General features: G+C 35.5%; 10 protein-coding genes. 6 read left to right on the top strand and 4 right to left on the bottom strand.

Annotated features, from left to right (window positions below; all coding sequences use genetic code 11):
• The first annotated feature begins 127 nt into the window (after nt 1–127).
• A complete protein-coding gene (locus HT728_RS05980) occupies nt 128–2,770 on the top strand; it encodes a YhgE/Pip domain-containing protein (RefSeq protein ID WP_173234348.1) in 2,643 nt (880 codons plus the stop codon).
• A 26-nt stretch (nt 2,771–2,796) separates the two neighbouring features.
• On the opposite strand, the gene HT728_RS05975 is transcribed toward HT728_RS05980, so the two are convergent.
• Together HT728_RS05975 and HT728_RS05970 are read right to left on the bottom strand one after the other, a co-directional pair.
• Nucleotides 2,797–5,340 (bottom strand): YfhO family protein, encoded by a 2,544-nt coding sequence (locus HT728_RS05975; RefSeq protein ID WP_164226123.1) that lies wholly within the window; start codon nt 5,338–5,340, stop codon nt 2,797–2,799.
• Between the two features lie 61 nt (nt 5,341–5,401).
• Nucleotides 5,402–7,024 (bottom strand): ATP-binding cassette domain-containing protein, encoded by a 1,623-nt coding sequence (locus tag HT728_RS05970; protein ID WP_173234345.1) that lies wholly within the window; start codon nt 7,022–7,024, stop codon nt 5,402–5,404.
• A 205-nt stretch (nt 7,025–7,229) separates the two neighbouring features.
• On the opposite strand from HT728_RS05970, the gene trpS reads away from it, so the two are divergent.
• Both trpS and guaB read left to right on the top strand, forming a co-directional pair.
• The gene (gene trpS, locus HT728_RS05965) at nt 7,230–8,255 is read left to right on the top strand and encodes a tryptophan--tRNA ligase (protein ID WP_000165450.1); all 1,026 of its coding nucleotides are present in this window, start codon (nt 7,230–7,232) and stop codon (nt 8,253–8,255) included.
• Nucleotides 8,256–8,406: 151 nt separating this feature from the next.
• On the top strand, nt 8,407–9,885 hold the full coding sequence (guaB, locus tag HT728_RS05960; RefSeq protein WP_173234343.1) for an IMP dehydrogenase: 1,479 nt from the start codon (nt 8,407–8,409) through the stop codon (nt 9,883–9,885).
• A gap of 50 nt (nt 9,886–9,935) precedes the next feature.
• Here guaB and recF read toward each other — a convergent pair whose 3' ends face one another.
• Both recF and yaaA read right to left on the bottom strand, forming a co-directional pair.
• Nucleotides 9,936–11,033 (bottom strand): DNA replication/repair protein RecF, encoded by a 1,098-nt coding sequence (gene recF / locus HT728_RS05955; RefSeq protein ID WP_173234341.1) that lies wholly within the window; start codon nt 11,031–11,033, stop codon nt 9,936–9,938.
• Nucleotides 11,034–11,035: 2 nt separating this feature from the next.
• A complete protein-coding gene (gene yaaA / locus HT728_RS05950) occupies nt 11,036–11,404 on the bottom strand; it encodes a S4 domain-containing protein YaaA (protein WP_061438545.1) in 369 nt (122 codons plus the stop codon).
• A 158-nt stretch (nt 11,405–11,562) separates the two neighbouring features.
• On the opposite strand from yaaA, the gene HT728_RS05945 reads away from it, so the two are divergent.
• The 3 genes from HT728_RS05945 to rodZ are packed head-to-tail and all read left to right on the top strand — an operon-like array spanning nt 11,563 to nt 14,977.
• Nucleotides 11,563–12,813 (top strand): pitrilysin family protein, encoded by a 1,251-nt coding sequence (locus HT728_RS05945; protein WP_112445431.1) that lies wholly within the window; start codon nt 11,563–11,565, stop codon nt 12,811–12,813.
• Nucleotides 12,810–14,093: a pitrilysin family protein gene (locus HT728_RS05940; RefSeq protein ID WP_164226124.1), complete on the top strand. Its 1,284-nt coding sequence runs from the start codon at nt 12,810–12,812 to the stop codon at nt 14,091–14,093. The genes HT728_RS05945 and HT728_RS05940 overlap by 4 nt, the downstream gene beginning before the upstream one ends.
• 41 nt (nt 14,094–14,134) lie before the next feature.
• Nucleotides 14,135–14,977: a cytoskeleton protein RodZ gene (rodZ, locus tag HT728_RS05935; protein WP_173218759.1), complete on the top strand. Its 843-nt coding sequence runs from the start codon at nt 14,135–14,137 to the stop codon at nt 14,975–14,977.

Below are 14,977 nucleotides of genomic sequence, written 5' to 3'. Positions count from 1 at the left end.
ATTTTCTCCTTATAAACAAATTAGACTATATGTCTAAAAATAGATTTTTTATCTTGTAATTTAGATTTTTTAATGTATAATCTATTATATCAAAATTTTAGACAATATGTGTAAAAAAGGAGAAACTATGTTTAAAGAATGGAAAGCAATTTTTAAAAAACCAACCTTTATTATTGTCATGATAGGGATTTCTCTTATTCCAGCTCTGTACAATATTATATTTTTGTCCTCAATGTGGGATCCGTATGGTCAATTGTCTGACTTACCTGTGGCAGTTGTCAATAATGATAAAGAGGCTTCCTATAATGGTAATACTATGGCAATAGGAAAAGACATGGTGTCCAATTTAAAAGAAAATAAAACCTTGGATTTTCATTTCGTGGATGAAGATGAAGGAAAGAAGGGATTGGAAGATGGAGATTACTATATGGTAGTGACTTTACCCAGTGATTTATCTGAAAAAGCAGCTTCTATTTTAACGGATCATCCAGAGCAAATGCAAATTGATTATCAGACTTCAAGTGGTCATAGCTTTATTGCCAGCAAGATGAGCGATTCTGCGATGACACAATTGAAGCAGAATGTTTCTACAAATGTAACTGAGACCTATACTAAAGCCTTATTTAACAAAATGATTGATTTAAAGGATGGCATGAGTCAAGCAGCTTCTGGTAGTGAAAAATTAACTGATGGAGCGAATCAGTTAGTGACAGGAAGTCAAACATTAACTACTAACCTACACTCTTTAGCAGCTTCAAGTTTAACCTTTTCAAATGGAACGGAGCAGTTTACTAAAGGATTATCTGCTTATGTTTCTGGTGTCGAACAACTTCATCTTGGCTTAGGGAATTTTAATAGTGGTTTAGTTACATATACTGGTGCAGTGAGTCAATTAGATAGCGGATTAGGTCAATTATCTTCTAAAAGTCCTGAATTAGTAAGAGGAATCAATCAGTTATATACTGGTGTAGAATCCTATACTGGCGGTGTTTCTCAGCTTAATGCTGGTCTTAATCAATTTTCATCTGGTGTTAGTGCCTATACAAATGGTGTGGGAAATCTTGCAACAGGTGCTAATCAGTTATCTAATCAATCAGCTACACTTCGAATGGGTGTGGAGCAATTAAGTGAAGGAATTCAACAACTTTCTAGCAAGTTAGATGCTTCGTCTGAGCAAAAAGATCAAATTAATCAATTATCTTCTGGTTTGAATCAGTTAAATCAAGCTATTCAAAATATTGATGTTGGAGATACAAAACAATTAGATTCTGTTTTATCAAGTATAGTATCTCTTTCTAATCAAATGTTAGCACGTGCTCAGTCTGATAAAGCGACTACATTAGCTAATATTCAATCGACAGCAGCTTATCAATCATTGACAAGTGAGCAACAAGCTGAGATAAGTGCTTCTGTATCTCAAAATTCAACTGATAGTATTCAATCTGCTCAGTCAATTGTAACTTTAGTACAAGGTTTACAGGGAAGTTTAGAAAACTTACAAAATCAATCTTCTAATCTTTCGACTTTAAAAAATCAAGCTAATCAAGTATTACCGCTTGCTTCTACTTCTTTGACAGGATTGTCAAGTGGATTAACAGAGATACAAGGAGCTGTTACTAGTAAATTAGTTCCTGCTAGTCAGTCGATTGCATCAGGTGTAAATACATATACTACAGGTGTTGATAAAGTTTCTCAGGGCGCAAGTCAACTAAGTGAAAAAAATGCCACCTTGACAGGTAGTTTGGATCAACTAGTTTCAGGCTCAAACACCTTGACACAAAAATCTTCTAACTTGACAGCAGGAGTTGGTCAATTAGTTGAAAAAACTCCAGAATTAGTGTCTGGGATTGAAAAATTATCAACTGGCTCTAACCAATTGAATCAAAAGAGTCAAGAATTGATAGCAGGAGTTGATAAATTGCAGTCAGGCTCTAGCCAACTAGTTGACAAATCCAGTCAGTTACTTTCAGGTGCTTCTCAATTAGAAAGTGGAGCTAATAAATTGGCAGATGGAGCTGGGAAACTAGCAGAAGGTGGAACAAAGTTAACTTCTGGATTGGAAGGTTTACAGATAGGAGTTGCTTCTTTGGGACAAGGATTAGGTAATGCTAGTGATCAACTCAAGTCAGCATCAACAGAATCTAAAAATGCAGAGATTTTGTCAAATCCTCTCAGTCTATCCAAAACTGACAATGACCAAGTTCCTGTAAATGGAATTGCAATGGCTCCTTATATGATATCAGTTGCTCTCTTTGTTGCAGCAATATCAACGAATATGATCTTTGCGAAGTTGCCTTCAGGACGTCATCCAGAGAGCCGTTGGGCTTGGTTGAAATCTCGAGCAGAAATAAATGGTATTATAGCTGTTTTAGCAGGAATTTTGGTATATGGAGGAGTTCATCTTATTGGTTTAACTGCAAATCATGAGATGAGAACATTTATTCTCATTATCCTAACAAGTTTAGTATTCATGTCCATGGTGACCGCTTTAACAACATGGAATAGTCGTATAGGAGCTTTCTTTTCTCTTATCTTGCTTTTATTACAGTTAGCATCAAGTGCAGGTACTTATCCACTTGCCTTGACAAATGATTTCTTTAGAGCTATTAATCCCTGGTTACCAATGAGTTATTCAGTTTCGGGATTACGACAAACAATCTCTATGACAGGAAATATTCATCATCAAGTTATTTTCCTTGCCGTTATATTAGTACTATTTATTTGTTTAGGTATGCTAGCCTATCAACCTAAGAAAATGGAAGAAGATTAAAAAAATCGACCAACTGGTCGATTTTTTTATGTCTTAGATGATTTTCGTTTGTGATTATAGATTCCAAATAGTAAAAGAGAAGTAAAGGAACAGATTGCTCCAGTAATAAAACCATTGGGAATAAAGGAAAGTGTAATAGTTCCTTTTCCCTTAGGAACGTCAACTTTCATAAAGCCAGTTTGAGCTTGTTTCATTTCTATTTTCTTATCATCTTGGTAGGCAGACCAACCTTTGTCATAAGGAATAGTGAAAAAAATAGATGTATCTTGTTGGACATCATATGTAGCAAAAACATTGTTTTTAGAAGTTGATACTGTGACAGGTTGTTCTTTAATTTTTTGAATTGCCTCAGTTAAAGTTTGGGTATCTAAACGGTAGAAGGTAGGAGATTCAAATGATACTTGTGAATTTCCAGGGAAACTAACATGAATATTAAAAGTTTTTGTATCTTTTGTATAGCCTAGATTAAAGAAGGAGAAGACATTATCAGTTGTAAAAGTTTTCTTTTCTCCATTTACAAGAATGTCAACCTTTTTTTGTTTGTCATTAGAAAAGTGAAGGTTTGTGAAAGAAAGATAAACTTGACTGTTTTCGGGAACCTCAATTTGATACTGGATTGCTGCATCCTCATTTGAAGAACTTGTAACACTAATCAAATCATTAGTATTTTCTGTTTTGTCATAAGGAATTGGAGAAAAATAATCAAAATCGACGTTAGCAAGTTGATTTAAAAACGAGGATTGATTATCCAAAGTGTGTTCATTGAACTTGACATCATTGTAAACAGATTGACTAGCAAATGCAATTGGAAGAGAGAATTGATTTTCATATAGGGTAAGATTATCTTTTTGATATACATCTTGGAAACCATACTTATCAATAGGGTTTTCTGAGATATTATACTGGATTCCAAATAAACTATCAGCCAAAATACTATTATTGGCATAACGGAGATTGAGATTAGTCCCAGAGGATTTAAATCCAAGTTTATCCAAAGTAGAGCTTGCTGAACGATTTCGAACAGATGAAAATTGAGAGATTCCATTGTAGTTGAATTTCATACTGTCATTTCCTGTCTGAGTCTCTAGTTTCTCAGTACGAGTAAATTGATTTCCAATATATGTTGAGAAAGATTCCATAGCTGGGATATCTCGATTATATGCACTTCGAGAAGCAAAGCCCCATTCTTTAGCAATTCCGTCCATTTGAGATGAAGCATTTAAACTTATTTCAACTATTATAAATAAAGAGATTAGAATGGCAAATAGATTTACAGAGATAAACTTTTTGATAACTGCAAGTAGTAAAAGAGAATAGACAACTAAAAATTCAAGAGTCAGTAGAATATTCAAATCTGTTAAAAAAGAATAATGTGATTTTAGATAGATGGTAGCTAAAAATCCTGTTACTATAAGAAAAAGCGAAACTAAAAAATTCCAGATTTTAATTTCTTTCAGACGATTTAAGACTTCCGCTGCTGTGTAAATTAACAAGGTAGAGAAAATCCAAGAATAGCGATGTAAAAACATATTTGGAGTATGCATACCTTGCCAAAATAAATCAAGAGCTTCTATATAAAAGCTGGCAATTAGAAATGCAAAGAAGATTGCATAGATAAGTTTCACGTGAAACTTAATAGATTTCATCGTAAAAAATAAAATGGTCAAAATAAAGGGGAGTAGTCCGACAAAAATCATTGGAATAGCCCCATACTTGGTTGTATCAAAGGAACCGATGAATTGCTTAGCAAAGAGATCAAGATACCAGCTACTTTCAGTTTGAAACTTTGTAACTTCAGTCAATTTTTCCCCATGTGTCTGTAAATCAAATAGAGTGGGAAGAGTCATAATTAAACTAGCCATACCAGCTAAAAAGGAGGTGACAACAAAATCAAGAAAAGATGATTTTCGGGTTTTAAAGTCCCACGAAATTTGACAGAGATACCAGAAAATAAGAAACAATGCTGTCATATAGCCAAAATAATAATTTTGAATAAACAAAATTGACAGACTTGTAAAGTACAATAGGAATTTCTTTTCAGTTATCAGTAGATGTAAACCAGTGATAATTAAAGGAATCAAGATAAAAACATCTAGCCAGGTTTTTATCTCTAATTGACTGACAGAGAAACTCATCAGAGCATATGAAGTAGATAAGGCTAGTTTTAAAGGCTTAGGAATCGATTGAAATAAATTATTTAAACTAAAGTAAGTTGACAGTCCAATCAATCCAAATTTTAAGAGAGTTGTCATATAGACAGCATCTGGCATATTCGTTAGATCAAAAAAGTAAACTAGTGGTGAAAAGAAACTACCTAAGTAATAACTAGATAGGGCATAGAAATTTAATCCGAGGCCACTTGTAAAGGTGTAAAATAGACTACTATTTCCATGTAGGATATTTCGTAAGGATACATCAAAAATAACGTATTGATGAAACCCATCCCCTAATAGAGGAGAGTTGTCACTATTCCAGTAGATACCTTGAGATAGGTATACTCCTGTCATAATGACTACGGGAATGATGAAGGAAACAAAATAGGTCCAATATGTTTTAAAAAATAATTTCATGTTACCTCATAAAATGTTAGAAAACTCAGCTGGTTAACCCAACTGAGTTTTGAAGTTTTATTTAGTCTTTCCAAAGTTCTTTAACTTTTGCTTGTACTTCTGCATTTTCTAGGAATTCATCGTAGGTTTCATCGATACGGTCGATGACGCCATTTTTAGACAAGACAATGATATGGTTAGCCAAAGTTTGAATAAACTCGTGGTCATGGCTGGCAAAGATGATTGATTCTTTAAAGTTTTTCAATCCATCATTCAAGCTTGAGATAGATTCCAAGTCCAAGTGATTGGTTGGATCATCAAGTACAAGGACATTTGATTTCAAGAGCATGAGTTTTGAAAGCATGACACGAACTTTTTCTCCCCCTGACAAGACGTTGACAGGTTTGTTAACCTCATCTCCAGAGAAGAGCATACGGCCGAGGAAGCCACGTAGGAAAGTATTGTCATCTTCTTCTTTACTTGCGAATTGACGCAACCAGTCAAGGATTGACTCTCCTCCTGCAAAATCTGCCGAGTTATCTTTTGGCAAGTAAGAACGGCTAGTAGTAACTCCCCATTTGACAGTTCCTTCATAGTCAATGTCTCCCATGATTGCACGAATTAATGCAGTCGTTTGGATGTCATTTTGTCCAATAAGCGCTGTCTTATCACCTGGACGCAAGATAAAGCTGATATTATCTAAAATAGTCTCACCGTCAATCTTTACAGTTAGATTTTCTACTGTCAAGAGATCATTACCAATTTCACGTTCTGCTTTAAAGTTGATAAATGGATATTTACGACTAGATGGCACAATCTCTTCTAGCTCAATCTTATCAAGCATTTTCTTACGTGATGTTGCTTGTCTTGATTTAGAAGCATTAGCAGAGAAACGAGCAACGAATTCTTGCAATTGCTTAATTTTTTCCTCTGCTTTTGCATTACGGTCTGCTAGCAATTTAGCAGCAAGCTCAGAAGATTCCTTCCAGAAGTCGTAGTTTCCGACATAGAGTTTGATTTTTCCAAAGTCAAGGTCGGCCATGTGAGTACATACTTTGTTTAAGAAGTGACGGTCGTGGGATACTACGATAACTGTGTTATCAAAATCAATCAAGAAGTCTTCTAACCAAGTAATCGATTGGATATCCAAACCGTTGGTAGGCTCGTCCAAAAGAAGAACATCTGGTTTACCAAAAAGTGCTTTGGCAAGGAGAACTTTTACTTTCTCACCGTTGGTCAATTCGCTCATGTTTTGGTAGTGCAATTCTTCTGTAATGTTTAGGTTTTGAAGGAGTTGAGAGGCTTCACTCTCTGCTTCCCAACCTCCAAGTTCGGCAAACTCTCCTTCGAGTTCGGCAGCACGAACCCCGTCCTCGTCTGAGAAATCTTCCTTCATGTAGATAGCATCTTTCTCTTTCATGATGCTATAAAGTTTTTCATTTCCCATGATAACGACATCAATGGCACGTTCATCTTCATAGTCAAAGTGATTTTGACGGAGAACAGAGAGACGCTCATCTGGACCAAGAGAGATGTGACCAGTAGTAGGTTCGATATCTCCAGCTAAAATTTTTAAAAAGGTTGATTTTCCGGCACCATTAGCACCGATTAATCCGTAAGTATTTCCTTCTGTAAATTTGATATTGACATCATCAAAAAGTTTGCGATCACTAAAACGTAGTGAAACATCAGATACTGTAAGCAATGTTTTTCTCCTATATGTGTAATATATTTATTCTACTAGAAAATACGGAAATATTCAAATTTTTATCTGTCAATTTTGTGTAAATTACATTTACAGCATACTTTACAAAAATCCGTAAATAGCAAGGTTGATTTATTTTTATAAATTGCAGTTATTTCATTAAAAAAATGCTATAATTGAAGGGACCATATCGAAGGAGAATAAAATGACTAAACCCATTATTTTAACAGGAGACCGTCCAACAGGAAAATTGCATATTGGGCATTATGTTGGAAGTCTCAAAAATCGAGTATTATTACAGGAAGAGGATAAGTATGATATGTTTGTGTTCTTGGCTGACCAACAAGCATTGACAGATCATGCCAAAGATCCTCAAACCATTGTAGAGTCTATCGGAAATGTGGCTTTGGATTACCTTGCAGTTGGATTGGATCCAAGTAAGTCAACTATTTTTATTCAAAGTCAGATTCCAGAGTTGGCTGAGTTGTCTATGTATTATATGAATCTGGTTTCATTAGCACGTCTGGAGCGTAATCCAACTGTCAAGACAGAAATTGCTCAGAAAGGATTTGGAGAAAGCATTCCGACAGGATTCTTGGTCTATCCAATAGCTCAAGCAGCTGACATCACAGCTTTCAAAGCTGATTATGTTCCTGTTGGGACAGATCAGAAACCAATGATTGAGCAAACTCGTGAAATTGTTCGTTCTTTTAACAATGCATATAACTGTGATGTCTTGGTAGAACCGGAAGGTATTTATCCAGAAAATGAGAGAGCAGGGCGTTTACCTGGTTTAGATGGAAATGCTAAAATGTCTAAATCACTCAATAATGGTATTTATTTAGCTGATGATGCGGATACTTTGCGTAAAAAAGTAATGAGTATGTATACAGATCCAGATCATATCCGCGTTGAGGATCCAGGTAAAATTGAAGGAAATATGGTTTTCCATTATCTAGATGTTTTTGGTCGTCCAGAAGATGCTCAAGAAATTGCTGACATGAAAGAACATTATCAACGAGGTGGTCTTGGTGATGTGAAGACCAAGCGTTATCTACTTGAAATATTAGAACGTGAACTTGGTCCTATTCGTGAGCGCCGTATCGAATTTGCTAAGGATATGGGAGAAGTTTATAATATGCTTCAAAAAGGTAGTGAAAGAGCGCGTGAAGTTGCAGGTCAAACCCTATCTGAAGTTAAAGGAGCAATGGGACTTCATTACTTTAACTAAGTTTATTTTATAAGAAACTATCATTTCTATCTCAAAGAAAAGATAGTTTTTTATTTACCCCTGTAACATTTGACAAATTTTTATAGAATGGTATGATAGATACAATATAAAAAGAGTCAAGCTCAAAAAGAAAGAAAAGAGGAAACTTCGAATGTCTAATTGGGACACTAAATTTTTGAAAAAAGGTTTTACCTTTGATGATGTATTGCTTATTCCAGCTGAAAGTCATGTGTTGCCTAACGATGCAGATTTAACAACTAAATTGGCAGATAATCTGACTTTAAATATCCCAATTATTACCGCTGCCATGGACACAGTTACAGAGAGTCAAATGGCTATTGCTATTGCTCGTGCAGGCGGTCTCGGAGTTATCCATAAAAACATGTCAATTGCTCAACAAGCAGACGAGGTTCGTAAGGTAAAACGTTCTGAAAATGGAGTTATTATTGATCCGTTCTTCTTGACGCCTGAACATACAATTGCTGAAGCAGATGAGCTTATGGGTCGTTACCGCATCAGTGGTGTTCCAGTTGTTGAAACACTTGAAAATCGTAAATTGGTTGGTATTTTGACAAACCGAGATCTTCGTTTTATTTCTGACTATAACCAACCAATCTCAAATCATATGACCAGTGAAAATCTTGTGACTGCTCCTGTAGGTACAGATCTTTCAACAGCTGAGAGTATTCTTCAAGAGCACCGTATTGAAAAGCTTCCTTTGGTAGATGAGTTTGGTCGTCTTTCTGGTTTGATTACTATCAAAGATATTGAAAAAGTTATTGAGTTTCCAAATGCTGCTAAAGATGAATTTGGTCGTCTTCTAGTTGCAGGTGCAGTAGGTGTTACTTCAGATACATTTGAACGTGCAGAGGCTCTTTTTGAGGCAGGAGCGGATGCGATTGTTATTGATACTGCACATGGTCATTCTGCAGGTGTCTTGCGTAAAATTGCTGAGATTCGTGCTCACTTCCCAGATCGTACTTTGATTGCTGGAAATATTGCTACTGCTGAGGGAGCGCGTGCCCTTTATGAAGCAGGTGTAGACGTTGTCAAGGTTGGTATTGGACCAGGTTCTATCTGTACTACTCGTGTGATTGCTGGTGTTGGTGTTCCGCAAGTAACAGCTATCTACGATGCTGCAGCCGTTGCGCGTGAATATGGAAAAACGATCATTGCTGACGGTGGAATCAAGTATTCTGGAGATATTGTAAAAGCTCTTGCTGCTGGTGGAAATGCAGTTATGCTTGGATCAATGTTTGCTGGAACTGATGAAGCTCCAGGAGAGACTGAAATCTTCCAAGGACGTAAGTTCAAGACTTACCGTGGTATGGGATCAATTGCTGCTATGAAAAAAGGCTCAAGCGATCGGTACTTCCAAGGTTCTGTCAATGAAGCAAATAAACTTGTTCCAGAAGGAATTGAAGGTCGTGTTGCTTATAAAGGAGCAGCAGCTGATATTGTCTTCCAAATGATTGGAGGTATTCGCTCTGGTATGGGTTACTGTGGTGCAGCTAACCTTAAAGAACTACACGATAATGCTCAATTTATTGAAATGTCTGGTGCTGGTTTGAAAGAAAGCCACCCTCATGATGTACAAATTACTAATGAGGCACCAAATTATTCTATGTAAAAAACAATGAAAAGAACTCCCATGGAAACAGGAGTTCTTTTACAATATTGTCAAGTTTCATTTACAATAACTTTACCATCTTGAATAGTGAAGATACTTAGATTTTCTGGCAGATTTTGAAGATGATCTAAGCTTGTTGTTGTGATAAAGGTTTGGATTGAATGAGAAATCGTTTCTAATAATTTTAATTGTCTAGTGTTATCAAGTTCACTCATGACATCGTCAAGCAGTAATATTGGAGATTCTGTAGTAATACTTTCCATTAATTCGATTTCTGCTAATTTTATAGAAAGGACGAGACTACGATGTTGGCCTTGACTTCCGAAACTAGCATCCATCCCATTTATATAAAAAGAAATGTCATCTCGATGAGGACCGACACCAGTATTCTTTTTTAATAAATCTCTGGATCTACTTTTTTCTAAAGAAATTTTGAAAGATTCGGATAAGTCTTCTTTGTCAGTTAGCTTGACAGAAGATTGATAGTATATTGACAACTCTTCAATCTGATTAGAAAGCTCAAAATGTTTCTTACGGCCAAAATATTCTAGTTTTTTTATGAAATCTAAGCGGTGATTCATCACACGACATCCATAATCAACTAGCTGATCATCTAGTACTGAAAGGAAGGTTTCATCTATTTTTTGAGCTGATTTTAGGTAAGTGTTTCTTTGCTTTAGGATGTGGTTATAATTGGTTAAGTCAGATAAATAGATTGGCTTGATTTGTCCAAGTTCCATATCAATGAATTTTCGTCGAACCGAAGGTGCTCCTTTAATTAGTTGTAAATCTTCAGGAGCAAATAAGACAACATTCATGTGTCCTACATAATCTGAAAGGCGTGCCTGTTTTAAATGATTAACTTTTGTCACACGTCCTTTTTGTGTTAGTTCGATTTCGAGGGGAATAGATCCCGTTTTTTTCTGAACAAGACCTGAAAGATGAAGTTGTTCCTCATCAAAATGAATGAGATTTTTATCTGTTCGAGTTCGATGACTACGCGTTAAGGCTAAAAAATAGATAGCCTCTAACATATTTGTTTTTCCTTGTGCATTACGTCCCAAAAAGACATTCAATTTAGGATTAAAGTCTATTTTCGTCTCTTTGTAATTACGAAAAGTCTTGAGAGATAGGTGTTGTAGCCACATGATTATCTACCAGGGAATCGCGGAGCTTGTTTGCTTTTTGGTGATGAAGTAGGTTTAGAGTTGTCTTTTTTTACTCCTTTATTCATCTCCTTAACAAGTTTAGCGATTCGTTCTTTTTCAACTTTATCAGCTTGGTATTCATCTAGTTCTTCAGAAGTAGGTTGTGTCAACAAGATGTCAATATTCATGTCAGGGATGTCAACTTTATCGCCAATACGAAGTTTTTTACCGCGACGACTCTCTAATTCCCCATTAAAGTAAACAGAATGTTCAGAGAGAAAGGATTTGATAGCTCCTCCGCTATGTGTGATTCCAAGTTCTTTGAGTAGTGCTTGGAGGGTAATAAATTCTTCAAATAATTTGTATTCCATAATTCACCTCAATCTTTGGTATTATACCATATTTTCCTAAAAATAGTGAGAGAAACAGGGAGAAATGTAAGCGATTTTTATTTCAAAAGTGTTACAGAGAACAAGAAAATTTCAGGTTTTCGTGATATAATAGAAGTCTGTATATAAGGAGGTAAATCATGGAGTTAGTGCATGGAATTTCAACACATTTTATCCAATCAAAGAAGTTTAAAACGAACAAAATCGCCGTGCGTTTTACCACTCCATTATCCCTCGATACGATTGCAGGTCGCATGTTGAGTGCGAGTATGCTAGAGACTGCTAATCAGATGTACCCCACTTCTCAAGATTTGAGAAGACATTTAGCCAGTCTATACGGTACAGATATGTCAACCAATTGTTTCAGAAGAGGGCAAAGTCACATTGTAGAATTGACATTTACCTATGTTCGTGATGAGTTTTTAAGTAGGAAAAATATGCTAACTTCTCAGGTTTTGGAACTTGTAAAAGAAACTCTTTTTTCACCCGTAGTAGTTGATAATGGGTTTGATTCGGCCTTATTTGAAATTGAGAAAAAGCAATTGCTAGCAAGTTTAGCAGCTGATATGGATGATTCTTTTTATTTCGCACATAAAGAATTAGATAAATTATTTTTTCATGATGAACGTCTCCAATTGGAATATAGTGATTTACGAAATCGTATTTTAGCTGAAACTCCACAAAGTTCTTATTCTTGTTTCCAAGAATTTTTGGCCAATGATCGAATCGATTTCTTTTTCCTAGGTGATTTTAATGAGGTTGAAATTCAAAATGTATTAGAATCATTTGCCTTTAAAGGTCGAGAAGTGGATGTGAAGATTCAATATTGCCAACCTTATTCCAATATCTTGCAAGAAGGCATGGTTAGGAAAAATGTGGGACAGTCTATTTTAGAGTTGGGATATCATTGCTCTGCTGAATATGGTGATGAGCAACATTTCCCCATGATTGTAATGAATGGTTTACTTGGTGGATTTGCTCACTCTAAACTATTTACAAATGTCCGTGAAAATGCTGGATTGGCTTATACTATTTCAAGTCAGCTTGATTTGTTTAGTGGATTCTTGAGGATGTATGCTGGTATCAATCGAGAAAATCGTAACCAGGCTCGTAAAATGATGAATAATCAACTGATTGATTTAAAAAAAGGATATTTTACAGAGCTTGAGTTAGAGCAGACCAAGGAAATGATTCGTCGGTCTTTGTTACTTTCTCAAGATAATCAATCTTCATTGATTGAACGTGCTTATCAAAATGCCTTACTTGGAAAATTTTCGGCAGACTTTAAAAGTTGGATTGCAAAACTCGAGCAAGTTGCCAAAGATGATATTTGTAGAGCAGCTAATAATGTGAAACTACAGGCGATTTACTTTATGGAAGGAATAGAATGACAAAGGTTATTTTTGAAGAAAAATACTATCCAGCTGTAAAAGAAATGGTTTATCGGACTCGTTTGGCCAACGGATTGACAGTTGCTCTTTTGCCTAAAAAGGAATTTAAAGAGGTTTACGGGAGTGTCACTGTTCAGTTTGGTTCAGCAGATGCGCTTGTCACAGGAGTTGACGGAGCTGTAAAACAATATCCTGCAGGAATTGCTCATTTTCTTGAACATAAATTATTTGAAAGAGAAGATTCTAGCGACTTGATGTCGGCTTTTACGAGTCTAGGTGCAGATAGTAATGCCTTTACAAGCTTTACAAAAACAAGTTATCTTTTTTCAGCAACGGATCATTTTTTAGAAAATTTAGACTTACTTGATGAATTGGTAACATCAGCACACTTTACTGAAGACTCCATTCTGAGAGAGCAGGATATTATCCAGCAAGAACGAGAAATGTATCAAGATGATCCAGATTCGTGTTTATTCTTTTCAACTTTAGCGAATTTGTATCCAGGAACACCTTTAGCAACTGATATAGTTGGTAGTGAGGAGTCCATTTTCCAAATCAATCTAACTAATTTGCAAGAAAATTTTACAAGATTTTACAAACCTGTAAACATGTCTCTGTTTTTAGTTGGTAATTTTGATGTGGATCAAGTACAGGACTACTTTGAAAGAAAAGAACGTAAAGATTTAGATGTTCAGGAAGTAGCAAGAGAAAAGTTTGTTTTACAAGATGTAAAGCAAACAGACAGTATGAGAATGGAAGTGTCTTCTCCTAAATTAGCGATTGGGATTAGAGGTAAGCGAGAAGTTGCTGAGGCCGATTGCTATCGACATCATATTTTATTAAAATTATTGTTTGCAATGATGTTTGGTTGGACTTCTGATCGTTTTCAAAAATTATATGAATCAGGTAAAATTGATGCGTCCTTATCTCTGGAAGTTGAAGTAACAAGTCGCTTTCATTTTGTCATGTTGACAATGGATACAAAAGAGCCAGTTGCTTTATCTCATCAGTTTAGGAAGGCCATTCGTAATTTTACAAAGGATTTAGATATTACAGAGGATCATTTGGATACTATCAAAAGAGAGATGTTTGGAGAATTTTTCAGTAGCATGAACTCTCTTGAATTTATTGCAACGCAATATGATACTTTTGGACAAGGTGAGACAATCTTTGATTTGCCGAAGATTTTACAGGAAATTACTTTAGAGGATGTCCTTGATGCTGGACATCATTTAATAGATGAAGGGGATATAGTTGATTTTACAATATTCCCATCGTAGTAACCTATCATAATAGACACTAGAAAGAAGGGATGACAAGTATGAGAAAAAAAACAATTGGAGAGGTTTTACGATTAGCTAGAATCAATCAGGGATTGAGTTTAGATGAATTGCAGAAAAAAACAGAAATCCAGTTAGATATGTTGGAAGCAATGGAAGCAGACGATTTCGATCAACTTCCAAGTCCTTTTTACACGCGTTCTTTCTTGAGAAAATATGCATGGGCTGTTGAGTTAGATGACCAAATTGTTTTGGATGCTTATGATTCTGGGAGTATGATTACTTATGAGGAAGTAGATGTTGATGAAGACGAGTTGACAGGTCGTAGACGTTCAAGTAAGAAAAAGAAGAAAAAAACATCATTTTTACCTTTATTCTATTTTATCCTTTTTGCTTTATCGATTTTAATTTTTGTGACCTATTATGTTTGGAACTATATTCAAACTCAACCAGAGGGGGCTTCTCTTTCTAATTACAGTGTGGTTCAATCAACAAGTTCAATAAGTTCAACTAGCTCTGTTCCCCACTCTTCAAGTAGTAGTTCATCTAGCAGTTCTTCTAGTGTAGAATCAGCTATAAGTGTGTCAGGTGAAGGAAATCATGTAGAAATCGCTTATAAGACAAGTAAGGAAACAGTTAAATTGCAATTGGCAGTTTCAGATGTTACAAGTTGGATCAGCGTTTCAGAAAGCGAACTTGAGGGCGGTGTAACCTTATCACCGGATAATAAAAGTGCAGAAGCAACAGTTGCAACAAAAAATCCTGTAACAATTACGTTAGGTGTTGTAAAAGGTGTTACTTTGACAGTAGATAATCAGACTGTTGATTTATCGAAGTTAACAGCGCAGACTGGACAAATCACTGTAACCTTTACTAAAAATTAA

The sequence above is a fragment of the Streptococcus sp. 544 genome, assembly GCF_013277385.1.
GTDB lineage: Bacteria > Bacillota > Bacilli > Lactobacillales > Streptococcaceae > Streptococcus > Streptococcus mitis_BA.
This window is presented reverse-complemented; position numbering and strand designations above follow the sequence as displayed.